General features: G+C 66.6%; 22 protein-coding genes. 2 read left to right on the forward strand and 20 right to left on the reverse strand.

Annotation, left to right across the window (positions count from 1 at the left end):
• From OGL92_RS13525 to gspE, 10 genes are all read right to left on the reverse strand, one after another.
• Positions 1 to 1,050 (reverse strand): cache domain-containing protein (locus OGL92_RS13525; protein ID WP_263144215.1); only part of this gene is annotated, 1,050 nt, incomplete at its 3' end.
• 144 nt (positions 1,051 to 1,194) lie between these two features.
• A complete protein-coding gene (locus OGL92_RS13530) occupies positions 1,195 to 1,710 on the reverse strand; it encodes a type II secretion system protein M (RefSeq protein ID WP_263144216.1) in 516 nt (171 codons plus the stop codon).
• Positions 1,711 to 2,862, reverse strand: a complete 1,152-nt coding sequence (gene gspL / locus OGL92_RS13535; protein ID WP_263144217.1) for a type II secretion system protein GspL — start codon at positions 2,860 to 2,862, stop codon at positions 1,711 to 1,713. It abuts the gene before it with no gap.
• The gene (gene gspK / locus OGL92_RS13540) at positions 2,859 to 3,863 is read right to left on the reverse strand and encodes a type II secretion system minor pseudopilin GspK (protein ID WP_263144219.1); all 1,005 of its coding nucleotides are present in this window, start codon (positions 3,861 to 3,863) and stop codon (positions 2,859 to 2,861) included. Before gspK ends, gspL begins: the two co-directional genes overlap by 4 nt.
• Positions 3,860 to 4,561 carry a type II secretion system minor pseudopilin GspJ gene (gene gspJ / locus OGL92_RS13545; RefSeq protein WP_263144222.1) on the reverse strand — a complete coding sequence of 234 codons (702 nt, stop codon included), beginning with the start codon at positions 4,559 to 4,561 and terminating at the stop codon, positions 3,860 to 3,862. Before gspJ ends, gspK begins: the two co-directional genes overlap by 4 nt.
• Positions 4,558 to 4,950, reverse strand: a complete 393-nt coding sequence (gene gspI, locus OGL92_RS13550; protein WP_263144224.1) for a type II secretion system minor pseudopilin GspI — start codon at positions 4,948 to 4,950, stop codon at positions 4,558 to 4,560. The genes gspJ and gspI overlap by 4 nt, the downstream gene beginning before the upstream one ends.
• On the reverse strand, positions 4,947 to 5,489 hold the full coding sequence (gene gspH, locus OGL92_RS13555; protein WP_263144226.1) for a type II secretion system minor pseudopilin GspH: 543 nt from the start codon (positions 5,487 to 5,489) through the stop codon (positions 4,947 to 4,949). The genes gspI and gspH overlap by 4 nt, the downstream gene beginning before the upstream one ends.
• Before the next feature lie 63 nt (positions 5,490 to 5,552).
• The gene (gene gspG / locus OGL92_RS13560) at positions 5,553 to 5,939 is read right to left on the reverse strand and encodes a type II secretion system major pseudopilin GspG (protein WP_263144379.1); all 387 of its coding nucleotides are present in this window, start codon (positions 5,937 to 5,939) and stop codon (positions 5,553 to 5,555) included.
• Positions 5,940 to 5,986: 47 nt separating this feature from the next.
• On the reverse strand, positions 5,987 to 7,204 hold the full coding sequence (xcpS, locus tag OGL92_RS13565; protein ID WP_263144227.1) for a GspF family T2SS innner membrane protein variant XcpS: 1,218 nt from the start codon (positions 7,202 to 7,204) through the stop codon (positions 5,987 to 5,989).
• Positions 7,204 to 8,691 carry a type II secretion system ATPase GspE gene (gspE, locus tag OGL92_RS13570; protein WP_263144229.1) on the reverse strand — a complete coding sequence of 496 codons (1,488 nt, stop codon included), beginning with the start codon at positions 8,689 to 8,691 and terminating at the stop codon, positions 7,204 to 7,206. Before gspE ends, xcpS begins: the two co-directional genes overlap by 1 nt.
• A 284-nt stretch (positions 8,692 to 8,975) precedes the next feature.
• Between gspE and OGL92_RS13575 the strand changes: the two genes are divergently transcribed.
• Positions 8,976 to 9,656, forward strand: a complete 681-nt coding sequence (locus tag OGL92_RS13575) for a type II secretion system protein N (RefSeq protein ID WP_263144231.1) — start codon at positions 8,976 to 8,978, stop codon at positions 9,654 to 9,656.
• 4 nt (positions 9,657 to 9,660) lie between these two features.
• Positions 9,661 to 11,646 (forward strand): type II secretion system secretin GspD, encoded by a 1,986-nt coding sequence (gene gspD / locus OGL92_RS13580; protein ID WP_263144233.1) that lies wholly within the window; start codon positions 9,661 to 9,663, stop codon positions 11,644 to 11,646.
• A gap of 74 nt (positions 11,647 to 11,720) precedes the next feature.
• Here gspD and OGL92_RS13585 read toward each other — a convergent pair whose 3' ends face one another.
• The 10 genes from OGL92_RS13585 to OGL92_RS13630 form a co-directional block, all read right to left on the reverse strand.
• Positions 11,721 to 12,515, reverse strand: coding sequence for an SDR family oxidoreductase (locus OGL92_RS13585; protein ID WP_263144235.1), 795 nt, complete (start codon positions 12,513 to 12,515; stop codon positions 11,721 to 11,723).
• Positions 12,512 to 13,723, reverse strand: a complete 1,212-nt coding sequence (locus tag OGL92_RS13590; protein WP_263144236.1) for an O-succinylhomoserine sulfhydrylase — start codon at positions 13,721 to 13,723, stop codon at positions 12,512 to 12,514. The genes OGL92_RS13585 and OGL92_RS13590 overlap by 4 nt, the downstream gene beginning before the upstream one ends.
• A gap of 50 nt (positions 13,724 to 13,773) precedes the next feature.
• Positions 13,774 to 15,279: an amidophosphoribosyltransferase gene (gene purF / locus OGL92_RS13595; RefSeq protein ID WP_263144238.1), complete on the reverse strand. Its 1,506-nt coding sequence runs from the start codon at positions 15,277 to 15,279 to the stop codon at positions 13,774 to 13,776.
• 83 nt (positions 15,280 to 15,362) lie between these two features.
• Positions 15,363 to 15,875, reverse strand: coding sequence for a CvpA family protein (locus OGL92_RS13600; RefSeq protein ID WP_263144240.1), 513 nt, complete (start codon positions 15,873 to 15,875; stop codon positions 15,363 to 15,365).
• An 84-nt stretch (positions 15,876 to 15,959) separates the two neighbouring features.
• Positions 15,960 to 16,649: an SPOR domain-containing protein gene (locus OGL92_RS13605; RefSeq protein WP_263144242.1), complete on the reverse strand. Its 690-nt coding sequence runs from the start codon at positions 16,647 to 16,649 to the stop codon at positions 15,960 to 15,962.
• The gene (gene folC, locus OGL92_RS13610) at positions 16,633 to 17,940 is read right to left on the reverse strand and encodes a bifunctional tetrahydrofolate synthase/dihydrofolate synthase (protein ID WP_263144243.1); all 1,308 of its coding nucleotides are present in this window, start codon (positions 17,938 to 17,940) and stop codon (positions 16,633 to 16,635) included. Before folC ends, OGL92_RS13605 begins: the two co-directional genes overlap by 17 nt.
• The gene (gene accD, locus OGL92_RS13615; RefSeq protein WP_263144245.1) at positions 17,937 to 18,821 is read right to left on the reverse strand and encodes an acetyl-CoA carboxylase, carboxyltransferase subunit beta; all 885 of its coding nucleotides are present in this window, start codon (positions 18,819 to 18,821) and stop codon (positions 17,937 to 17,939) included. The genes folC and accD overlap by 4 nt, the downstream gene beginning before the upstream one ends.
• Before the next feature lie 407 nt (positions 18,822 to 19,228).
• Positions 19,229 to 19,849 (reverse strand): phosphoribosylanthranilate isomerase, encoded by a 621-nt coding sequence (locus OGL92_RS13620; protein WP_263144246.1) that lies wholly within the window; start codon positions 19,847 to 19,849, stop codon positions 19,229 to 19,231.
• An 83-nt stretch (positions 19,850 to 19,932) separates the two neighbouring features.
• Entirely contained in the window at positions 19,933 to 20,784 is an 852-nt protein-coding gene (gene truA / locus OGL92_RS13625) for a tRNA pseudouridine(38-40) synthase TruA (protein WP_263144248.1), read from the reverse strand.
• A 3-nt stretch (positions 20,785 to 20,787) separates the two neighbouring features.
• Entirely contained in the window at positions 20,788 to 23,577 is a 2,790-nt protein-coding gene (locus tag OGL92_RS13630; protein WP_263144249.1) for a FimV/HubP family polar landmark protein, read from the reverse strand.
• Between the last annotated feature and the right edge of the window lie 6 nt (positions 23,578 to 23,583).

Raw genomic sequence — 23,583 nt, forward strand, 5'->3', positions numbered from 1 at the left:
GCTGTGGATGCGCTCGACGAAGTGGTTGAAGGCCCGCGCCAGCTCGCCGAACTCGTCCTGGGATTGCACGTCCAGCCGCTTGGTCAGGTCGCCGTCGCCCTGGGCGATGTCCTTCATCGCCGCCCCCATGTGGGTCAGCGGCAACAGCAGCACGCGGATCAGCATGCCCAGCAGGAAGATGATCAGCACCACGGCGATCACCGTGGCCAGGATCGCCGAGGTGCGGAACTCGCTGAGCATGGCGTAGGCCTTGTCCTTATCGATGGACAGGCCGACGTACCACTGCACCGAGGGCAACCCGTTGACCGGGCTGAAAGTAACGATGCGGGTCGCACCCTCCAGGTTCTTGACCTCGGAGAGCGAGTCGCTGATCGGCGGCGCGCCGGCGGGGAAAATTTCCTTGAGGTTCTTCAGAACCTTGTTCTGGTCCGGGTGGACCAGCACCGTGCCGTCGGCGCTGACCAGGAAGGCGTAGCCCATGCCGCCGAAATTCAGCGAGTTGACGATGCGCGCGATGGTTTCCAACTTGAGGTCGCCGGCGGCCACGCCACGCAGATTGGCGCCGCTACCCACCGCCCGCGCGATAGTGATGAGCAGCCCGTTGCTGCTGTCGGCATCCATGTACGGCGGCGTGAGGGTGGTGGTGGAAGCCGTCGCGGCGCCCTGGTACCACGGCCGCGGCCTGGGATCGTAGTCGGCGGGCAATTGCGTGTCCGGGGATTGCTGGTAGCCACCGTCGTTGTGCCCGTAGTAGGCGTAGAGGAAGGTGGATTTCATCGAGTCATGCTGCAAGGCGGCCAGGATCGCTTCCGGTCGCTCGTCGCTGGCGATGGCCTGGGCCAGGTTTTCCACCAGCAGGATCCGCCCGCTGAGCCAGTTCTGGATGTTACTGGCGGTCACCTGCCCCATTTCCTTCAGGTAGCTGTTCAGGTTGTTGCGAATCGCATTGCGCTGAAGGTAATCGTTGTACAGGGTGAAGCAGGTAAAGGCGGCAATCACCACCAAGGATGCCGCCAACAGAATCTTGTGGCTGAACCGTAGATTTTTCATAGTTCTCCATCCTCTGATAGCCGTGTCTCACGGCCACTTCATTAGTCCACTTACTCGCATGCTCGAAAGATTTTCGACGATGCAAACCATACTGCGACCGAAGAACGCACGCGGGCAACGGCCCTTTCGTCGCAGCCAAACAAATCACGAACCGGCCTTCAGGCTCAGGCGTGCCGCCACCCGTCCCTCCTCTGCTCGGTCGAGGCCCGCCTCCTGGATGCTCACCCCCTGTTCTTGCAACTGTAGGAACCAACGCAGCAATTGCGGGAAAGGAGCGGGCTGCAGGCTGACCTGGACCCCGGCCTCGCCTTCGTTGTCCAGGCGCTCGACTGCCAGCCCCTGCTCGGCCGCCGTCGAAGTGACCACGCCTTGCAAGCGTGCGGGATCGACGCTGGCCTGGGCCGGACGGTCCTGGAGCCCGCGCACTTCGGGCGCGCGGGATTGCAGGTAGAGATTCAAGGCGCGTTGTTGTTCGAAATAGGTTTTAGCCTGCTCGACTCGCCGTTCGGCGGGCAGCCAGAGCCCCAGGTAGAGCACCACCAGCAGCATGAACAGCGCCAGCAGGGTGATGGCCAGGCGATCCCGGGAAGGCATCGCCTGCCAGCGCTGGGCCAGCAGGGCGCGCTGGCCGGGAAAAGGTAACGTCATGTCGAACCGCATTCAGCCTCCTATCACCAAACGCGCGCTCACGCCGCCCGCCTCGCGGCTGGCGGAGCCCAGTTGCACCGCCAGCCCGGCGGCGATCAAGCGCTCGCGCAGTTGTTCCAGTTCCTCGAACCCGGGAGCCTGCACCTGAAGCGCCAGGTCCCCGCGGTTATCGCTGAAATCCAGTTGCTGCACCTGTAGCTGGGCACTGCCCGCGCTCAATGCCGTGGCCGCCTGATCGAGCAGGGCGAGCAGGTGCCCCTGGCCGACCGTGCTGGTCGCCTCCAGGTGCTGGTCGAATTGTGCGCGCAGGTTGATCAGCTTGCTGTCCTGGGGGAACAGCTCGTGGTAAAGCGCAGCGCTGGCCTGGGCGTAGGCATCGCCGCGACGCTCCAGTTGCCAGGCCTGCGCCAGGTTGAAGCCCCACTGCAGGACCAGCCAGAGGCCCAACACCCCCAGCAGCGGCCGCCATTGCCGCCAGCGCTGGTCCCGCTCGCGCATGTCGAAATCGGCCTGGGCCAGATCGCAGGCCGCGCCGTGGGCCTGGGATACCAGCCACAGGTGCGGTTCCTCGGGCGATTGCCAGTCGTCCACCGCGTCCAGGACCTGCCGTTCCGCTGGCGCATATCCGGTTACCGGGGTCGGGCAAAGGGTGGCGAGATCGGCCCAGTCCGCATCCTGCAGACTCATGCGCGTGGCCATCTCCCCACCCAGCAACCAGCGTCCGTCGAGCCACGCCAGTTGCGTGCCTGCGGCCGGCAGCAGGTCGGCATCCACGTGGATGGCCCGCGGCCGGCTGCCCTGCTCCGCCGCGAGCGCCAGCCAGGCCGCCAGCCAGCTACGCCGAAGCGCATAGACCCGGTGGCGACCGTCCGCCAGCGAGGCGCCCAGCGCCAGGTGCATGCCCTCCACTTCCTCGGCGAGCAGCTCCTCGACCGCGAAGGGCAATGCCTGGCGCAGCCAGCGGGTCTTTTGCGTGGGCAGTTGCACGGTACAGGCGGTGACCACCTCCACGGGGAGCACCAGCCGCCAGCTCGGCCCCGCCTCGACCACCGCCTCGGCGAACCCCTGCCGCTGGACCACGCCATCCTTGACCAGCAGCACCGGACGCTCCGCGTCGGCTCCGCCACTGGCCTCGGGCGGCAAGAAAATGAACGCCTGACTCATCCTTTCGGCTCCTCGACGGGCACGGACGGCAATCCGTCCTGCCCCAGATCACGGGACAGCACCTGCACCCGGCCATCGCTGCCGCGCTGCAGGATGCTGACCAGCACCAGACGGCGCTCGGCGAGGCGTACCTCGCTGACCACCTGAAAATATTGGCTGCGCACCGACAGCTCCATCCCGTCCAGCTCGCCCAACCCGGCCAGCACCGGCAACGAGGTGAAGGCATCGACGCTGGCGAAACCGGCGCGCCCGCGCAGCACCGTCACCGCCTGGGCCAGGCTCGGTTCGAACGTCTCGGCAAGGCTGGACAGCACCGGCGCGCTGGCGGTGTTCACATTAAGACTGGCATCCGCCGGCAGCGCACTGATGTACGGCATGAGACGGCGAAAATCGGTTTCTTTCATATCCAGCAGCAGGCGCAATTCCGAAGGGTCCTTGATCGGCCGATTGGCGGCGCGGTAAGGCGGTTTGAGCAACAGGTACTGGTCGTCCTCGGCGCCGTTCACCCCGGTCATCTCTTTATTCGGGTCGAGCCAGTCGAGCAAGCGCTGGGGATAGACGGAGGCGTCGATGCCCAGGCGGGTCAGCAGCAGCCGGAACTGCTTGATGGCCTTCTGATCGGCTTGCGCCGCGCCGGTTTCCTCGTTCTGCCCGGCCTGCCGCAGCAGCGCGTTGAGGTTGAACCGCCCGTTCAGGTCCTCGATACGGATTTCCAGCTCGCCGCCGTCGTCCAGCGGGAATCGGGTGGGTTGCGCCCAGGCTTCGCCCAGGTGATCGATCTGCTGGGCCGGGTTGCCCAGGCGGAAATCCCGCCGCAGGATCGCCCGCGCCAGGGTTTCGCCCCCCAGCGCGTATTGCCAGGCCTGCCGGGTATGCAACTGATTGGCGCTGGCGCGAATCGCCAATTGTTGCCGGGCGATCAGGCCCGCGCAGACCACCGTGACCACCGCCACCACCAGGAGCACGGTGAGCAGGGCCACGCCCCGTTGTGGCCGGTTCATGGCGCCGTGTCCGGCAAGGGTGGCGTGCCGCCGGGTATCTCGTCGTTTCCGCCGTCGCCAGCGCCGAGGCCCCCCGGGGCTTCCTTCTTCTGCCCGTCCACCAGGCGCACGATGCGCCGCAGCTCGCCGTAGCGGCGATGGGTCAGGACCAGCTCGACCGCTCGCGGCAAGCGCTCCAGGCGCTCCGAGGAGTCGTCTTCCTCGGTTGGCCAGCGGGTCTGCCAGTTGCCGTCCTTGTCCAGGTAGCGCAGGTGCAGGCCGGTGACGCCGTCCAGCGCCTGCTGGATCTTGGGCGAGCTGTCCTGGGCACGATCCAGCACCGTCCAGTAGCGTCGCTCCCATTGCTCGCCGGAGCGTTGCCAGCGGATGCGCTGGACCCGCGAACGCAGGCCGCCGGTGGGATTGCGCCAGCCGAGCCGGCTGAATTCGATGGCCGCGCTGTCCTCCTCTTCACCGATCAGCGCGGGCAAAGGCTCGCCGTAGCCATCGCGCACCGGACGGGCCACGGCCTGCTGCAAATCCCTTTCGAACGCCGCCAGGGCGCGCGTCACCTCGCGCAGTTGGCGCTCCTGCTCCCGGGTGCTGGTATCGGTACGCAACACGCTGTCGAGCATGCGATAGGTGGCGACGCCCAGCAGCGCGAAGATGCCGATGGCGATCAGCAGTTCCAGCAGGGTGAAGCCGCGCGACCGCTTCATGGCTGCCCCCCGATGAATCCGACCAGGCGCACCAGGGCGCGGTCCTCCAGGCCACCGCCGGTGCGCCCGCGTACCGGACGCAAGGCCACCCACACCTGGACCCGGCGCATGTCCGGGTCGCTGGTGGCTTCGGTCTGGGTCTGCCACTGCCAGCGCCGGCCGGCATAGTCCAGCTCACCCTGCTCGCGCCCGTCGCCGGGGGGCGGATCGGCCAGTTGCATTTCGCTCAATTGGTTGTCGGCCACCCACATGGCCAGGGTCTTGTCCTCCAGGCGCGCGGCGTTCTTCAGGCTGCTGGTGCTGGCGGTAAGCACGCTGGCGGCGACCAGGGCGAAGATCGCCAAGGCCACCAGCACCTCCAGCAAGGTGAAACCGCGCGACGCCTTCATCCGCGCCCCGCTCCGCTTTCCACCTTCGGCAAGCGGAAGCCATCGCTGGACAAGGCCAGGCGCACTCCGTCCGCGCGGCGCTCGCTCAATTGCAGACGGAACGGGGTGAACTCGCCACTGGAAAGGATCAGCAGTTGCGGCACGTCGGACGCCTTGCCCTTGCCTTTCCCCTTGCCCTGTTCCTCGCCTTCCGGAGTAGGCAGTATCAGGGCCTCGCCGTCCAGCTCGAAGTGCATTTCGGCCCACTCGGGCAAGCGGTGCGCCTGCTCGCCCAGGGGCGTCCAGCGCCCGCTGCGCTCGTCGAAACGCATCACCTGGTAGCGATCACGCTCCAGGCGCACGCCGTACTCGCGGTTATCCAGCACCGCTTCGTCGGCCAGTACGCCGATCAAGCCGGACAAGCGCTCGGCCTCGTTGCGCAACTCGCGCCCCGGCCCGGCGATGCCGGTGCTCAGGGTGGTCAATGCGACCAGCGTGCCGATGATCACCAGCACCACCAGCAGCTCGATGAGGGTGAAGCCCCGCGCCCCGCTATCCATGCCGATCCCGCGTGCCCGGGCGAAACGCCAGGGCAACGGCGACAGCAGGCGCCGGACCCGGCATCACTTGTCCCAGTTACCGATGTCGGCGTCATTGTCGCTGCCGCCTTCCTTGCCATCGGCGCCGAAGGAATACAGGTCGTAGGCGCTCTTGGTGCCCGGCGCCAGGTATTGGTAGGGATTGCCCCAGGGATCGATGGGCAGCTTGCTCAGGTAGCCGTCCTTGTTCCAGTTCTTCGGCTGGGGATTCCCGGTGGGCTTCTTCACCAGCGCCTCCAGACCCTGCTGGGTGCTCGGATAGGCGAAGTTGTCCAATTTGTACATGTCCAGCGCCGCGGAAATCGCCTTGATGTCGCCACGGGCGACGGTCACCTTGGCCTGGTCGGGCCGGTTCATGACCTGGGGTACGACCAAGGCAGCGAGGATCCCGAGGATCACCACCACCACCATGATTTCGATCAGGGTAAAACCGGTTTGCTTGCGCACTTGCTCGCTCCTTAACTCACGAGTTGGTTCAACGAAAGAATCGGCAGCAGGATCGCCAGTACGATCACCAGCACCACGGCGCCCATGAACACCAGCATGAAGGGTTCGAACAGCCCGACCAGCAGCGCGATCTGCGCGCTGAGGTCGTTTTCCTGGTTGCGCGCCGTGCGCGTGAGCATCTTGTCCAGTTCGCCGGAGCGTTCGCCGCTGGCGATCATGTGCAGCATCATCGGCGGGAATTGCCCGCTGGCCTCCAGGGCGCGGGTGAGGCTACCGCCCTCGCGCACCTTCTGCGCCGCCATCACCACGTCGCCGCGGATCACCCGGTTGGCGATCACCTCCGCGGCGATGCCCAGCGCCTCCACCAGCGGTACGCCGCTCTGGGTGAGGATCGCCAGGGTCGAGGCGAAGCGCGCGGTGTCGGTGGAACGGGCGAGACGGCCCACCAATGGAATGCGCAGCATCGACGCGTGCCAGCGCCGCTTGACGGTTTCGTCGCGCAGGGCCACGCGGGCCGCCACCAGCGCCGCGACAGCGAGCAGCACGCCCAGCCAGCCCCAGTGCTTGACCAGTTCGCTCACCGCGATCAGGCCACGGGTCAAGGCCGGCAAGGCCTGCCCCGAATCGACGAACACCCGCACCACGTCGGGCACCACGTAGCCGAGCAGGAAACCCACGATACCCAGGGAGGCGCACATCAGGATCACCGGGTAAAGCAGCGCCAGCTGGACCTTCTGCCGGGATTGCTGGCGCTGCTCGGTGTAATCGGCGAGTTGCTCCAGCACCGGCCCGAGGTGGCCGGCATGCTCGCCGGCGGCCACGGTGGCGCGATAGAGGTCAGGGAAAGCCGCGGGGAATTCCTTCAGGCTGCCGGCCAGGCTATGCCCTTCGAGCACCCGCGCCCGCACCGCCAGCAACATGGATTGGATGCGTGCCGCGCTGGCCTGGGCGGCAGCCGCGCCCAACGCTTCCTCGATGGGCAAGGCGGCCTGCACCAGGGTCGCCAATTGACGGGTCACCAGGGCCAGGTCGCGCGCCGACAAGCCGCGCGACAGGCTGAAACGGCCACCACTGGCGGCCTGTTCGCGGGTCCGGGTGGCCTTGACTTCGAGGGGCGCCAATTGCCGCTCGCGCAGTAACTGGCGGACCTGCCGGGCGCTGTCGGCCTCCAGCACGCCTTTCTGCTGGCGACCCTTGGGGTCCAGGGCGAGGTATTCGAAGGCGGCCATTATTCTTCCCGCGTGACGCGCAGGACTTCCTCGACCGTGGTCACCCCTTCGAGCACCTTGCGCCGGCCGTCGTCGCGGATGCTCGGGCCAAGCGTGCGGGCGTGACGGGTCATTTCCTGCTCGCCGGCGGCGCGGTGGATCAGGGTGCGCATGTGATCGTCGAACACCACCAACTCATAGATGCCGGTACGCCCGCGATAGCCGTGCTGGTGGCATTCGAGACAGCCGGCGGCGCGGTACAGGGTGGGCGCGCGATCCGCCGGCACGCCGAGCAAGGCGCACTCCGACTCGTCGGCGACGTAGGTTTCCTTGCAATGCGGGCACAGCACCCGCACCAGGCGCTGGGCCAGTACGCCGAGCAGCGAGGAAGACAGCAGGAACGGTTCGACGCCCATGTCCACCAGGCGAGTGATGGCGCCGATGGCACTGTTGGTGTGCAGGGTGGACAACACCAGGTGGCCGGTGAGGGAGGCCTGCACCGCGATCTCGGCGGTTTCCTGGTCGCGGATCTCGCCGACCATCACCACGTCGGGGTCCTGACGCAGGATCGCGCGCAGGCCGCGGGCGAAGGTCATGTCGACCTTCGGGTTGACCTGGGTCTGGCCGATGCCCTCCAAGTGGTATTCGATGGGGTCCTCCACCGTGAGGATATTGCGCGTGCGGTCGTTGAGGGTGACCAGGCTGGCGTACAGCGTGGTGGTCTTCCCGGAGCCGGTGGGGCCGGTGACCAGCAGGATGCCGTGGGGCTTGCGCACCGTCTCGTCCATCAATTGCCGGTCGCGCGCGCTCATGCCCAGGTGCTGCAGGGTGAGGCGGCCGGCCTGCTTGTCGAGCAACCGCAGCACCACCCGCTCGCCGTTCGCCGAAGGCAGGGTCGAGACGCGGATGTCCACCTCGCGCCCGGCCACCCGCAGGGAAATCCGCCCGTCCTGGGGCACGCGCTTCTCGGCGATGTCCATGCGCGCCATCACCTTGATCCGCGACACCAGCAAGGCCGCGAGTTCGCGCTTGGGCTCCAGCACCTCGCGAAGCATGCCGTCGACGCGAAAGCGCACGACGAGGCGTTTCTCGAAGGTTTCCAAGTGGATGTCGGAAGCGTTTTCCTTGATCGCTTCGCCGAGCACCGCGTTGATCAGGCGGATGATCGGCGCGTCGTCCTCCTGCTCCAGCAGGTCCTCGGTTTCCGGGATCTGCTCGGCCAGGGCGGCCAGATCGAGGCTGCCGCCGAGATCCTCGGCGAGTTGCATGGTGGCGGACGAATCATGTTGATAGGCCATCGCCAGGGCATGTTCGAAGGCATCCGGCGCGAGCGCCTTCAACGGCAAGTAGCGTCCGGCGAAGCGCCGGGCTTCGCTCAATGCGACCAGCTCGACGCCCGGGCGGTGGACCAGGCAGGGCGCACCGCCGTCCTGCAGCAGTACGCCGTGGCGCTTGGCGAAACCAAAGGGCAAACGGCGCATCGGCGCTTCGGCAAGTGGTGCATTCATCCGTGGCGTGCCTTCAAGCAGGAGAACCCTGAAATCCATATCGCGAGCCTGGCTCGCCGTGGCGCGACAGGGTATACATTTTTTCGTATCGAACGAGGTATTGGCGCACGTCCGCAAGGAATTTTTTTGGACGAGGCCGGCGTTAGCGCCGTTATGTGTAGCACATCATTTTTCCTGCCGCACACACTTCCACACCCCCTGGCGCCTTTCGCGCGAGCTGATATGATCCGCCGCGATCTACCGGAAAATAAGATCGATAAGCTATTCAGGGAGTGATAGACGCCTTGCCCCCATCCAGTGCCCCGTCCTGGCCGCTCCGTCACCTGCCGCTCCTGATCGGCATCGTGCTGATGATCGCCATGAGCGTCAGCCTGGCCTGGCAAACCCTCGCCTGGCTGCGCCAATTGCGCGAGCCGGCCGGCAATGCCGCCAGCGCCGCCGCCGCACCCGCCAGCCCTCCCAGCCTGGACAACATGCAGCGCCTGTTCGGCACGCCCGGCAGCACCGCCGACGGGCCGCCCCCGGCCACCAACCTACGCCTGACCCTGCACGGCAGCTTCGTGCATAACGACCCCGCCCGCTCCAGCGCGATCATCCAGCGCGAAGGCAGCAAGCCACAGCGTTTCGGCCTTGGCCAGGAACTCGACGCTGGCGTAAAACTGCATGCGGTCTATCGTGATCGCGTCGAACTGGAGCGCAACGGACGTCTGGAGAGCCTGCCGTTCCCCAGCAGCCGCGCGAGCTCCAGCGACAGCGGTGCCGAGGACGGCGGCGGCTACGGCGCGCCGCCCACGGACGATGCGATCCAGCCGCCGGTGGATAACAACGATCCCCTCAGTGGTTTACAGGAAGAGAATGCGGAGATGCTGCGCCAACGCATGGAAGCCCTGCGCCAACAGATGGAAGCGGCCGGCAATCTGCCCCCGCCCGAGACGCCCACCGAACAGCCCATGGAAAGCGACTGAACCGATGTTTCCGACACTCTCTCGCCTCACGCTCGCCCTGCTCGCCGCCCACCTCGCCTTCGTCTCCCTGCCCTCGCTGGCCGCCGAACCCGGACAGAACCGTCCGGCGCAGACCAGCGCGACCGGCACGCAGCAGGACAGCTGGACCATCAACCTCAAGGACGCCGACATCCGCGAGTTCATCGACCAGGTCGCCGACATCACCGGCGAGACCTTCATCGTCGATCCACGGGTGAAGGGCCAGGTCAGCGTGGTGTCCAAATCGCCCCTGGGCCTGAGCGAGGTCTATCAGCTGTTCCTCTCGGTGATGGCGACCCACGGCTTCAGCGTAATCACCCAGGGCGACCAGGCCCGCATCATCCCCAACGCCGAGGCCAAGGCCGAGGCGGACAATGGCCGCAGCGCCCCGGACAGCCTGGAAACCCGGGTCATCCAGGTCCAGCACTCGCCGGTGGCGGAGCTGATCCCACTGGTGCGCCCCCTGGTGCCGCAATATGGCCACCTGGCGGCGGTGACCTCGTCCAATGCGCTGATCATCAGCGACCGCAGCGCCAACATCGCGCGCATCGAGGACCTGATCCGCCAGCTCGACCAGGCTGGCGACCGCGATTACAGCGTCCTCAACCTGCAGTACGCCTGGGTGATGGATGCCGCCGAAGTGCTCAACAACAGCATCGCGCGGGGCCAGGCCAAGGGCACCAGCGGCACCCAGGTGATCGCCGATGGCCGCACCAACCGGCTGATCCTCCTCGGCCCACCGGCCGCGCGGGCGAAGCTCGCGGCGATGGCCAAGTCCCTGGACACCCCGACCACCCGCTCGGCCAATACCCGGGTCATCCGCTTGCGGCATAACGATGCGAAGAGCCTGGCGGAAACCCTCGGCGAGATTTCCGAAGGCCTGAAGACCCCCGAGGGGGCGGCCGCGGCCGGCACCGCCGCGGCGGCCTCCACCGGCAAGCCGCAGAACATCCTCATCCGCGCGGACGAGAGCCTCAACGCCCTGGTGCTGCTGGCCGAGCCCGATACGGTCAACGCCCTCGAGGATATCGTCCGGCAACTGGACGTGCCGCGGGCACAGGTGATGGTCGAAGCGGCCATCGTCGAGATCTCCGGGGACATCAACGATGCCCTCGGCGTGCAATGGGCGGTGGACGCACGGGGTGGCCGGGGCGGCGCCGGCGGCGTCAACTTCAGCAACACCGGCCTTTCGGTCGGTACCCTGCTCACCGCGCTGCGCGACAAGAAGCCCCCGGAGAACCTGCCGGACGGCGCAATCATCGGCCTCGGCAGCGACAACTTCGGTGCCCTGGTCACCGCGCTGTCGGCGAACAGCAACAGCAATCTGCTGTCGACGCCCAGCCTGCTCACCCTGGACAACCAGAAGGCGGAAATCCTGGTGGGCCAGAACGTGCCCTTCCAGACGGGCTCCTACACCACCAACACCTCCGGCTCGAACAACCCCTTCACCACGGTGGATCGCAAGGACATCGGCGTCACCCTCAAGGTGACCCCGCACATCAACGAAGGCGCCACCCTACGCCTGGAAATCGAGCAGGAAATCTCCTCCATCGCACCGAGCACCACCCTCACCGCCAAGGCGGTCGACCTGATCACCAACAAGCGCTCGATCAAGAGCACCATCCTCGCCGAAGACGGCCAGGTGATCGTGCTCGGCGGGCTGATCCAGGACGACGTCACCCAGTCCGACTCCAAGGTGCCGCTGCTCGGCGACATCCCGTTCCTCGGCCGGCTGTTCCGCTCGACCAAGAACGGCCATGTGAAGCGCAACCTGATGGTATTCCTGCGCCCCACCGTGGTCCGCGACGGCGCCGGCCTGGCCGCGCTATCCGGGAAGAAATACAGCGATATCCGCGTCCTCGGTGACCAACCGACCGAGCGCCAGCGCAACCTGTTGCCCAGCGAGCCGCGCCTGCTGTTCGACGGCCAGGGCGTGCCCGCCGTGGACTTGCGCCAGCCAGGCACCCGGTGAATCCGCGTCGCTGAAAAAGCGACGGGCCGCTCTTCTCGGGCGGCCCGTCCAGTGTCCCTACCGCACGGCGGCGGTCAATCGCGATAGATCATCTTGCGGGTCATGCCGCCGTCGACGATGAATTCCTGGCCGGTGACGAACCCGGCGTCCTCGGAAACCAGCCAGGCCACCAACGAGGCGACGTCCTCGACGTCGCCGACCCTTCCGGCCGGATGTTGCCGGTGGTCTTCGGCATCCAGCGGTGCGCCGCGCCTGGCTCCCGGGTCGCGCGCATCGATCCAGCCCGGGCTCACCGCGTTGACGCGGATATCCGGCCCCAGGCTGACGGCCAGCGCATGGGTGAGCGAGAGCAGGCCGCCCTTGCTCGCCGCATAGGCTTCGCCGTTCGGTTCGGATTGCCGCGCGCGGGTCGAGGTCAGGTTGACGATCGCCCCCTTGTGGGCCCGCAGATACTCCGCGCAATGCTTGGCGAGCAGCAAAGGCCCGCCGAGGTTGGTGGCGAGCACGCGGTTCCACTCGGATAACGGCAACTGGTGCAACGGCGTGTTGTAGGGATCGGTCAGAGCCGCGTTGTTGATCAGCGCATCGAGGCGGCCGAACTGGCCCAGTACCTCGGCGACGCTGGTCACCACCTGATTCTCCTGGCTGACATCCAGGGCCACGAACCAGGCGTTGCCGCCCAGTGCCTTGGCCACCTTGGAGCCACGCAGCCTATCGGTATCGGCGAGTACCACCTTCCAGCCCTCGGCGATCAGCCAGGCGGAAATCCCCAGTCCGATACCCCGCGCGGCACCGGTGACCAGTGCCACCCTGCCATGGCTCGGGGCGGCCGTTTCGAGGGTCCAGTCCAGCGTCGCCGGCTCGCTCACAGGGCGGCGATCCCCAGGGCCAGGTCCGCCTGGATGTCGGCGACGTCTTCCAGGCCGACGGCCACGCGGATCAGGTTATCGCCGATGCCGGCGTTGGCGCGCTCCTGAGGCGACAGGCGCCCATGGGAAGTGGACGCCGGGTGGGCGATGGTGGTCTTGGTGTCGCCGAGATTGGTGGTGATGGAAATCATCCGAGTGGCATCGATGAACCGCCAGGCCGCGGCCTGGCCACCGGCGACCTCGAAACTCACCACCGCGCCGAAGCCGCTCTGCTGACGCTTGGCCAGCTCGTGCTGGGGATGGCTCGGCAGGCCGGCGTAGTAGACCCGCTCGACGCCCGGTTGACCTTCGAGCCATTCCGCCAGGCGCTGCGCGCTCTGGCAGTGGGCCTGCATGCGGATGCGCAGGGTTTCCAGCCCCTTGAGGAAAATCCAGGCATTGAACGGGCTGAGGGTCGGGCCCGCCGTGCGCAGAAAGCCCAGCACTTCCTTCATCAGCTCGCCGCGCCCGGCGGCCACGCCACCCATGCTGCGGCCCTGGCCGTCGATGTACTTGGTCGCCGAATGGACGACGACGTCGGCGCCCAGGGCCAGCGGCCGTTGCAGGGCCGGGGTGCAGAAGCAGTTGTCCACCACCAGCAGCGCGCCACGCCCATGGGCGATCTCGGCAAGGGCGGCGATGTCCACCAGCTCCGCCAGGGGATTCGACGGCGACTCGACGAACAGCAGGCGCGTGTTCGGCTTGAACGCCGCTTCCCAGGCGCCCAGGTCGGCCAACGGCGGGTAATCCACCTGGATGCCGAAGCGCTTGAGGTATTTCTCGAACAGGCTGATGGTCGAACCGAACACGCTGCGCGACACCAGCACATGGTCGCCGGCGCTGCACAGGCTCATCACCACGCCCATGATCGCCGACATGCCGGACGCGGTGGCGACCGCCTGCTCGGCGCCTTCCAGGGCGGCGATGCGCTCCTCGAAGGTCCGCACCGTGGGGTTGGTGTAGCGCGAATAAACGTTGCCGGGCACGTCACCGGCGAAGCGCGCGGCGGCGTCCGCGGCGCTGCGAAACACATAGCTCGAGGTGGGGAACAGCGCTTCGCCGTGCTCCCCTTCCGGCCCGCGGCGCTGGCCGGCCCGTACCGCCAGGGTGTCGAATGCCGCGCCGTCGAGGTCGCTGTCGAGCCGTCCCGCATCCCATTCGTTCGTCATGTCGGATTCCCGCTATCGCGAGCCATGGCCGGCGCCTGCCGGCCGCTCGCTCAGTTGTTGTACAGGTCGATGATCGCGCTGACCGCCTGGGTCTTGACCTTGGAGGCGTCGTTGCGCGCCTGCTCGATCTTGTTCAGGTAGGCCTCGTTGATGTCGCCGGTGATGTACTCGCCGGTGAACACCGCGTCGTCGAACTCGGTGATCTCGGGATTGCCCTCGCGCACCGCGTCCTCCAGGTCCTTGAGGTCCTGGTAGATCAGCCAATCGGCGCCGATCAGCTCGGCCACCTCTTCGGTGTTGCGGTTGTGCGCGATCAGCTCGTGCGGGCTCGGCATGTCGATGCCGTAGACGTTGGGGTAGCGCACCGCGGGCGCGGCGGAACAGAAATAGACGTTCTTCGCCCCCGCCTCGCGGGCCATCTGGATGATCTGCTTGCAGGTGGTGCCGCGGACGATGGAGTCGTCCACCAGCATCACGTTCTTGCCGCGGAACTCCAGCTCGATGGCGTTGAGCTTCTGCCGCACCGACTTCTTCCGTGCCGCCTGGCCCGGCATGATGAAGGTCCGGCCGATGTAGCGGTTCTTCACGAAGCCTTCGCGGAACTTGACCCCGAGGTGGTTGGCCAATTCCAGCGCGGCGGTGCGGCTGGTATCGGGGATCGGGATGATCACGTCGATATCGTGCTCCGGACGCTCGCGCAGGATCTTCTCGGCCAGCTTCTCGCCCATGCGCAAGCGCGCCTTGTAGACCGAGATGCCGTCCATGATGGAATCCGGACGCGCCAGGTAGACGTGCTCGAAGATGCAGGGGGCGTAGTGCGGGTTCTTCGCGCACTGGCGGGTGTAGAGCTTGCCGCCCTCGGTGATCCATACGGCCTCGCCCGGGGCGAGGTCGCGGATCAGAGTGAACCCGAGCACGTCCAGGGATACGCTCTCCGAGGCGATCATGTACTCCACGCCCTCGTCAGTATGGCGCTGGCCGAACACGATCGGCCGGATCGCGTTGGGATCGCGGAAGCCGACGATGCCGTAACCGAGGATCATCGCGACCACCGCGTAGCCGCCACGGCAGCGCTCATGGACTTCGGAGACGGCGGCGAAGATGTCGTCCTCGGTGGGTTGCAGCTTGTTGCGCACCGCCAGCTCATGGGCGAACACGTTGAGCAGCACTTCCGAATCGGAATTGGTGTTCACGTGGCGCAGGTCGGACTCGTAGATTTCCTGGGACAACTGCTCGACGTTGGTCAGGTTGCCGTTGTGCGCCAGGGTGATGCCGTAGGGCGAGTTGACGTAGAACGGCTGGGCCTCCGCCGAGCTGGAGCTGCCGGCGGTGGGGTAACGCACGTGGCCGATGCCCATGTGGCCGACCAGGCGCTGCATGTGGCGCTGCTGGAAAACGTCCCGTACCAGGCCGTTGTCCTTGCGCAGAAACAACCGGCCGTCATGGCTGGTCACGATACCGGCAGCGTCCTGGCCGCGGTGCTGGAGGACGGTGAGCGCGTCATACAGCGCCTGATTGACGTTCGACTTACCGACGATACCGACGATGCCGCACATGTGTCGCAACCCCTGCTAGTAGTTCAGGCTATTCTGGCCGCCTCGGCCCGGGTGGGGGCTGGCGGCGGCCTTGTATCGGCAGCTCAGCTGGGTGTGCCGAGGCTGCCGGCGAGCCACTGACTGGTGAGCCCCAAGATGAGGTTTTTCGACCAATCCGCGACCATCAGGAAATGGGGCAACAGGCTCGACTGCTGCCACCAGGGATCTTGTTGAACCGGCGCCAGGCTCAGCAGGCCTACCGCGATCACCACCAGCAGGCCGCCCCGCGCCGCGCCGAATACCATGCCGAGGAAGCGGTCGGTTCCCGACAGGCCGGTGACCCGTACCAGTTCGCCGATGAGAAAGTTGATCATCGCCCCCACCAGGAGGGTGGCGACGAACAGGATGACACAAGCGGCGATGACCCGCGCCGATGGCGTCTGGATGTATTCGGCCAGGTACTGCGACAAGGCGCCACCGAACATCCAGGCCACCACGCCCGCGATGATCCAGGTCAGCAGCGAAAGCGCTTCCTTGACGAAACCACGCTTGAGGCTGATCAGGCTGGAAACGGCGATGATGGCGATGATCGCCCAGTCGACCCAGGTGAATGTCACGATACAGCCCATGAACGAAGAGGCGCTGCATTTTAACAGAGCCCTTCCCCTCGGGTAAGCCGCAGATCGGTCGCCTTGTGGCGATCAACCGCGTTCGGGCTGGAAACGTACGAGGAAACCGTTGAGATTCTGCTGCTTGCCCAGCTGATCGCGCAGCTTGTTGGCCTCGGCCCGCTCGATCACCGGCCCGACGAACACCCGATTCATTCCATCGATGCTGCGGATATAGGCGTTGTAGCCCTGGTTGCGCAGCTTCTTCTGCAAGGCTTCCGCGCTGGCGCGGTTGGACAGGCTCGCCAGTTGCACCGACCAACTGATCGGCAGGCCGTTCTCGTCCAGACGACTCTCGGGGTCGCCGGCGACCGGCGTTTCCGCAGGCGCTGCAGGCGTCGCGACGGGCGTCGGGGTCGGCACCGCCTTGGGCGGAGGCGGCTGTTTCGCGGTGGCCACGGGTGTCGGGGCCGGCTCTACCGGGGTCGGCTCGACGGCCGGCGGCAGCGGCTGGATCGGCTCCGAAGCGGCAACCTCCGCGCCGGGAATCGGCTCGGTCGGTGGCAAGGGGTCTTCCTGCGTCGCAACGGGCTCCGGTACATCCACCGGGTCCATTTCGATTTTCGGTATGCCCGGCGATTGCGGCATGGCCGGCGCGTCGACGGTGACGTGGCGCCGCTCGTCCTCGCGGGAAAACAGCATCGGCAGGAATACCACCGCCAATGCCAGCAGCACCAGCGCCCCGACGATGCGTTGTCTCAGCACTTTATCCAGCACGGCCATCTTCCGTTTCCCCCTGGGCATGCCCGGTCAGCCATTGCAGCGCCTCGGCCACGCAATAAAAAGATCCGAAGACCAGAATTTCGTCGCCCGCCCGCGCCGCTTCGCACTGTGCTTCCAGCGCCGAGTCGATGTCGGCGTGGACGCTGACCTGCGCACCGCGTGCCAGCAGCGCGGCTTGCAGCGCTTCGGCGGGCCGCGTCCGGGCAGTCGGCAAAGGCGCTACCGCCCAATGGTCGAGCACCCCGAGCAGCGGCTCCAGCACCCCGTCCAGGTCCTTGTCGGCGAGCAGACCGAACACCGCCCGCCGCGTACCGCCCGCTGCGCGCGCGCGCAGGCGCTGGGCCAGGTACTCGGCGGCATGGGGATTATGCCCAACATCCAGCAGTAATGTGAGTCGCTTGCTGCGCCAGAGCAGATGCCGCCGCTCGAAGCGGCCCGCCAGGCGGGTGCTGAGCAAGGTCATCGCCATGGACCTGGGTTGCCAGGGCAACCCCAGCAACGCATAGGCCTGGAGCGCCAGCGCGGCGTTCTCCATGGGCAGGTCCAGGATCGGCAGGTCGTGCAACTCGAGGAGGCGACCCGCGGAGTCCAGGCCACGCCAGTGCCATCCCTGCTCGCCTATCGCCAGGTCGTAGTCCCGGCCCCGCAGGTAAAACGGCGCATCCAGCCGCTGCACGCTCTGCAACAGCGAGTCCGGCGGGTCCAGGTCGCCACACAGCGCGGGTATGTGCGGCCTGAAGATGCCGGCCTTCTCGTAGGCCACGCTTTCGCGGGTTTCGCCCAGCCAGTCGGCATGGTCCAGGCCGATGCTGGTCACCAGTGTCAGGTCAGCATCGATCAGGTTCACCGCATCCAGGCGCCCGCCGAGGCCTACCTCGAGGACGGCGACATCGAGCGCCGCGCGCTCGAACAACCAGAACGCCGCCAGGGTGCCCATTTCGAAATAGGTCAGCGTGATCTCGCCACGCGCCTGCTCCACCGCAGCGAACGCCTCGCAGAGCCGCGCATCTTCGGCGAGGCGGCCGTCGATCTGGACGCGTTCGTTATAGACCAGCAGGTGCGGCGAACTGTAGACGCCGACCCTCAGGCCCTGGGCCTTGAGCAGGCTGGCGAGGAACGCGCAGGTCGAACCTTTGCCGTTGGTGCCCGTGACGGTGACCACACGCGGCGCCGGCCTGCGCAGGCCGAGCCGCTCGGCAACGTCGCGACACCGGTCGAGTCCCAGGTCGATGGCATTGGGATGCAACCGTTCGAGATAGGTCAGCCACTCGCCGAGGGTGGTTGGAGTCATGCGATCGCCGAAAGCAACGCAGGCGCCTTGGCATGGGTGAGCTGCGCCAGCAACCGGGCCAGGCGCGGACGCAATTCCTGCCGGTGGACGATCATGTCGATGGCGCCATGGTCCAGCAGGAATTCGCTGCGCTGGAACCCTTCCGGCAGCTTCTCGCGCACGGTTTGCTCGATGACCCGCGGGCCGGCGAAGCCGATCAGCGCCTTGGGTTCCGCGACGATCACGTCGCCCAGCATCGCCAGACTGGCGGAGACGCCGCCATAGACGGGGTCGGTCAATACCGAGACGAAGGGAATGCCTTCTTCGCGCAGACGCGCCAGGACCGCGGAGGTCTTGGCCATCTGCATCAGCGAAATCAGCGCTTCCTGCATGCGCGCGCCGCCGGACGCGGCGAAGCAGACGAAGGGGCAGCGCTGCTCGAGGGCGATGTTCGCCGCGCGCACGAAGCGCTCGCCGACCACGGCGCCCATCGAGCCGCCCATGAAGCTGAATTCGAAAGCCACCGCCACCACCGGCATTTGCAGCAGGCTGCCGCGCATGGCGATCAGCGCGTCCTTTTCGCCGGTGCTTTTCTGCGCGGCGACGAGACGGTCCTTGTATTTCTTGCTGTCGCGGAATTTGAGCCGGTCAACGGGCTCCAGCTCCGCGCCGATTTCCTCACGCCCTTCGGGATCGAGAAAGATATCCAGACGCGCCCGTGCATCGATGCGCATGTGGTGATTGCATTTGGGGCAGACATCCAGGGTTTTTTCCAGCTCGGGCTTGTACAGCACCGCCTCGCAGGACGGGCATTTGTGCCAGAGCCCTTCCGGCACCGAGCTTTTCTTCACCTCGGATCGCATGATCGAGGGAATCAGTTTATCTACCAGCCAGTTGCTCATGCTCTCGTTCTCCCAAAGCTTCAGGCCCGGACGCCAGCGATCCATAGCTGGACGGCCCCGGGCGAATTCATCGATGCGACCGACGCGATACGGCGTCCGCCAGGGCCTGGCTACCGTATCGGGGAACCGCTCGCTCGAGCGCCGGCCCTCCAAGGACCGCCGCGAAATGCCAGATGTTCCGCCCATGCGCGAGACGCCACCGGTGCTTCGATCCGCCCCGGCGGAGGATCGACGCGTGCCCGGAGCGCGCGACGGTCGCGCGCAAAGCGGATTGGGGTATGGACGGCGGGCGGCCGAAAGCCGTCACATGGCGCGGCGGTGCATGCCGGTACGGCGAAAGCCCGGGGACGCGGTTGATGGCGAGCGATGTATCGCCCGTATGCCCGCCCGGGACGCCCACGAACCCTTCAGGCAAGCCGGACCTCGCGCAGGAATGCCCGGACCTTGTCGCCGTCCTTGATCCCCTTGCCGACCTCGACGCCGCCGCTGACATCCACCGCGTAAGGCCGCACCTGGCGGATTGCGGTTGCGACGTTCTCCGGAGTGAGACCCCCCGCCAGGATCACCGGCTTGGACAGGCGCCCGGGAACCAGCGACCAGTCGAACGCCTGCCCGGTACCGCCCGGCACACCGGCGACGTAGGCATCGAGCAGAATGCCGGAAGCACCGCGATAGGCCTGGGCGTAGGCCTCTATATCTTCGCCCGCGCGGACCCGCAGCGCCTTGATGTACGGACGCCCGTGTCCCTCGCACTGCTCTGGACTCTCGTCGCCATGGAACTGCAGCAGGTCGAGCGGAACCGCATCGAGAATCTCGCCCAGCGCGCAGCGGCTGGCATCGACGAAAAGTCCGACGGTGGTCACGAAGGGCGGCAGCGCCGCGATGATCGCGCGGGCCTGTGCCAGGCTCACGGCGCGCGGGCTGGCGGGATAGAACACCAAGCCGATGGCGTCCGCGCCGGCCGCGGCCGCGGCAAGCGCGTCTTCGATGCGGGTAATGCCACAGATTTTGCTGCGAACGGCGGTCAACGGACGATACCTGGCAGGAAAAGGCCGATGGTAACAGAGCGGCCGCCAGCTGCAAGCCGCCTCGCCCCGCGCCTATAGCCTTCTCAGTCGGGCAACCCGGACAGGAAATGTGGCCCCAGGTAGCGTCGCGGCAAGTCGAATCGTTCCGGGTATTCGACCTGTACCAGGTACAGGCCATAGGGGTGAGCGGTTACCCCGCCGGTACGGCGGACCCGACTCTCCAGGACTTCAGCCGCCCACTCCACTGGCCTCTCGCCCGCGCCGATGGTCATCAGGACACCGGCGAAATTGCGCACCATGTGATGGAGGAAAGCATTGGCGCGGATGTCCAGGACCAGAAAACGCCCGTGCTCGATCAACCGCAGGTGGTGCACGGTCTTGATGGGGGACTTGGCCTGGCACTGGCGCGCCCGGAATGCGCTGAAGTCGTGGGTGCCGATGAAGGCTTCGGCCGCGGCGCGCATCCGCTGCGCATCCAGCGGGCGGTGATTCCAGGTGACCTCCTCGGCCATGTGCGCGGGCCGGATGGGGTCGTTGTAGATCACGTAGCGATAGCGACGCGCCATGGCGCTGAAGCGCGCGTCGAACTCGGGCGGCATCACTTTCGCCCAGGTCACGCTGATATCCGGCGGCAGGTTCAGGTTGGCGCCCATGATCCAGGCATGCAGGCTGCGAGGTACCCGGGTGTCGAAATGCACCACCTGCCCGCTGGCGTGTACCAGGGCGTCGGTGCGTCCCGCGCAACTGAGGGTGACCGGCGCGCCGCCGGCAACTTTGGAAAGGGCTTTTTCCAGGGATTCCTGAATCGTCGGCACCCCGGCGCGCTGGCGTTGAAACCCGCGGTAGCGGGTTCCTTTGTACTCGACGCCCAGGGCGATCCTGGAAATGCCAGCGGCAGCCTCATCGGCTGCCGCTGAAGGTACTGCTTCTGACATGTATCAAACCAGTTTGGCGATCAACTCACGCGCTTCCTGCTGTTGGGCCTCGCTGCCTTCGGCGACCACCTCGTCGAGGATGTCGCGGGCGCCTTCGCTATCGCCCATGTCGATATAGGCGCGGGCCAGGTCCAGCTTGGTCGCGGTCTCGTCGGTACCGGAAAGGAAGTCGAAGTCGTCCTCGCCTTCCAGCTCCGCCGCAGCGGGCACGCCAGCCGCCGGCTCGTCGAAGTCGTTCGCGTCCAGCTCGACGTTCGTACTGGCGTTCTCGAGATGGGCAGCGAAATCGTCGGCCGGGGCCTGCGGCTGCTCCTCCGGCAACGACAGATCGAAATCCGCCGGAAGCTCGAAGTCGGTGCCGGGAGTTTCAGTGGCGGCCGGTTGCTCATCGAGATCGAGCAGAAATTCGTCGGCGACGGGCTTCGCAGTCCGGTCCGCAGGATCGAGATCCATGCTGAAGTCGGCGAGATCGTCGCTCAGGTCGAAGTCGTCCTTCCCGGCTGCCTTCTCTTCGGGAAGGTCAAGGGCGAAGTCCAGATCCTCGAGTGCCGCATTGCGCGCATCGGACTTCTGTCCGAGGTCGAGCTCGTCGTCCAGGGTGAAATCATTGCCGATGGCGCCGCTGCCCTGACGATCGCGATCCAGGTCCGCCTCCAGCTCGTCCAGGCTCAAGTCGAACGCAGCGTCCTGGGAGCCGGACAGGCTACCGCTGGAGGCGGCGTTCGGCTCGTCCAGGGTGAGGTCGTCCAGGTTGAATTCCTCCAGGTCGTCCTCGGCCATGGCTCCAGCCGCCAGGCCACCGGCCGCCGCAGCGAACGCCATGGCCGGATAGCGGGACCGGAGCTGCTCGATCTGGGAGTGCGCCCCACCGATTTCGCGAAGCTCGTTCTCCTGGCGGGCAAACCCTTCGCGGTCGCCCAGCTCGGCATAGACTTCCATCAGCTTCAGACGAAGGTCGGCGCGCTGCGGCTCTTCGTCGATGGCGCCGTGCAACAGCTCGGCCGCCTGATTGAAACGCCCGTAGGCGATATAGATATCGGCTTCGCCAATGGGGTCGGTGGTTTGCGCCGCGACCCGCTCGGGCACCACGGGCGCCATGGCTGCCACGGGCTCTTCGTGCAAATCGTCGAAGCCATCGTTGGCCAGGGCGAGATCGTTATCGAAAGCGGGATGATCGTCCTGGGCAGAGAGGGTGGTTTGCAGCTCGGCTTCCTTCATCGCATTGCGGCGCGAAAGCACCATCAGGCCGACCAGCAGGAGGAGCAAGGCCGCCCCTCCCAGCAGGCCCAGCAGCAGCGGGTTGCCGAAGAGGTCGTCGAGGAAACTGGTGTTTTCGGACTCCACGGGCGCCGGGGCGGTGTCCGCCGGCGCCGGTGTATTCGGCACGGCCGGAGGCGGAGCGGGCGTGGGCTCGACCGGAGCGGCCGCGGGCGGCACGGCAGCCGCCGGGTCCTGCTGATAGTTATAGTCGGGCGTGGCAGCGGGCTGGGCGGGATCGACCGGCGTCGCGCCAGCCGGCGGGGTGTCGGCGGCCGGCGCGGGCACCGGGACCGGGGTTACCGCGGGTTGCGGCTCTTGCGGTACCGGGGCCGCCGCGGGGACTACGGGAGCCGGCGTAGCCGCCGCTGCGTCCGGCTGGGCCTTGCCCTGTTCGGCGAGGTTGGCTTGCAACTTGGCCAATTGATCGTCTTTCAACTGGACCAGTTTCTGCAACTTGTCCAACTGGCTTTGAAGATCGGTCATCCGGCTCTTCAATTCTTCGTTTTCACGGCGTGTCGAATCCAGACTTTCCTGGGTGACCGCCAGCTTGTTGCCGAGCGCTTTGCTGTCGCCCTTCCCGCCCTTGTCGCTACCTGCGGTGGACTTGCCTTCGTCGGCACCGACGAGCTTCAAGCTGTCCTTGTTCTCGGTAGTGGCCGGTGCGGCACCCACGCCGCTGCGCTTGGTCGCGTCGACCTGACGCGCGCCGGTGGATGCGACTGCGGAACCGTTGCGCCAGGCGTTGTTCTGCGCGGCGACCTGGGCGAGCGCCTCGGCCTGGGAGCGGCTTTTGATCTGCTGGTCGTCGGGGAGGCGCAGCACCTGGCCTTTCTTCAAGCGATTGATGTTGCCGTCGACGAAGGCGTCCGGGTTGAGGTCCTGGATGGCCAGCATGGACTGATGGACCGAACCGCCGGCCCGGGTGCGCTCGGCGATTTCCCAAAGGGTGTCGCTGGCCGTGGTGCGGTACTCGTTGCCCGCAGTGCGTGGAGCGCTGGGCGCGGTGCTCGGAGCACTGGCGCGTGGGGCGCTGGCCGGGGCTGCCGGGCGCGGCGCCTGGGTGACCGCGGGACGCGGCGAGGGCTTGGCGATGGGGAGCTGGGGAGCGGCGGCCACGGTGGTCTGCGGCGAGTAGAGCGGCGGATCGAGCAACAGGGTGTATTCGCGCAGCAGCCGTCCGTTCGGCCAAAGCACTTCCACCAGGAAGTTCAGATAGGGTTCGCGCACCGGCTTGCTGGAGGTGACGCGGATGACGCTCTTGCCGTTGGGTTTGAGCACCGGGGTGAATTTCAGGTCGTTCAAGAAGAATTGGCGATCGACGCCAGCCTTGTTGAATTCCTCCGGTGTCGCCAGGGCCGGGATGACCTCGGTGGAGCCCAGGTCCCGCACTTCGAGCAACTCGATTTCAGCATCCAGAGGCTGGTTCAGCGCAGACTTGAGGGTAACTTCCCCAAGACCCAGCGCATGCGCCATACCGGAAGACAGCGCCGAAGCAGCCGCAATTGCCAGCACAAGTTTGCGAACCCGAACCATAGCGTA

This window comes from Pseudomonas sp. RIT-PI-AD (assembly GCF_025642785.1).
GTDB lineage: Bacteria > Pseudomonadota > Gammaproteobacteria > Pseudomonadales > Pseudomonadaceae > Pseudomonas_T.

Coding starts and splice junctions, on each gene's coding strand:
- OGL92_RS13530 (WP_263144216.1), bottom strand. CDS start 1,710: ATGCGGTTCGACATGACGTTACCTTTTCCCGGCCAGCGCGCCCTGCTG.
- gspL (WP_263144217.1), bottom strand. CDS start 2,862: ATGAGTCAGGCGTTCATTTTCTTGCCGCCCGAGGCCAGTGGCGGAGCC.
- gspK (WP_263144219.1), bottom strand. CDS start 3,863: ATGAACCGGCCACAACGGGGCGTGGCCCTGCTCACCGTGCTCCTGGTG.
- gspJ (WP_263144222.1), bottom strand. CDS start 4,561: ATGAAGCGGTCGCGCGGCTTCACCCTGCTGGAACTGCTGATCGCCATC.
- gspI (WP_263144224.1), bottom strand. CDS start 4,950: ATGAAGGCGTCGCGCGGTTTCACCTTGCTGGAGGTGCTGGTGGCCTTG.
- gspH (WP_263144226.1), bottom strand. CDS start 5,489: ATGGATAGCGGGGCGCGGGGCTTCACCCTCATCGAGCTGCTGGTGGTG.
- gspG (WP_263144379.1), bottom strand. CDS start 5,939: ATGGTGGTGGTGGTGATCCTCGGGATCCTCGCTGCCTTGGTCGTACCC.
- xcpS (WP_263144227.1), bottom strand. CDS start 7,204: ATGGCCGCCTTCGAATACCTCGCCCTGGACCCCAAGGGTCGCCAGCAG.
- gspE (WP_263144229.1), bottom strand. CDS start 8,691: ATGAATGCACCACTTGCCGAAGCGCCGATGCGCCGTTTGCCCTTTGGT.
- gspD (WP_263144233.1), top strand. CDS start 9,661: ATGTTTCCGACACTCTCTCGCCTCACGCTCGCCCTGCTCGCCGCCCAC.
- OGL92_RS13590 (WP_263144236.1), bottom strand. CDS start 13,723: ATGACGAACGAATGGGATGCGGGACGGCTCGACAGCGACCTCGACGGC.
- purF (WP_263144238.1), bottom strand. CDS start 15,279: ATGTGCGGCATCGTCGGTATCGTCGGTAAGTCGAACGTCAATCAGGCG.
- OGL92_RS13605 (WP_263144242.1), bottom strand. CDS start 16,649: ATGGCCGTGCTGGATAAAGTGCTGAGACAACGCATCGTCGGGGCGCTG.
- folC (WP_263144243.1), bottom strand. CDS start 17,940: ATGACTCCAACCACCCTCGGCGAGTGGCTGACCTATCTCGAACGGTTG.
- accD (WP_263144245.1), bottom strand. CDS start 18,821: ATGAGCAACTGGCTGGTAGATAAACTGATTCCCTCGATCATGCGATCC.
- truA (WP_263144248.1), bottom strand. CDS start 20,784: ATGTCAGAAGCAGTACCTTCAGCGGCAGCCGATGAGGCTGCCGCTGGC.
- OGL92_RS13630 (WP_263144249.1), bottom strand. CDS start 23,577: ATGGTTCGGGTTCGCAAACTTGTGCTGGCAATTGCGGCTGCTTCGGCG.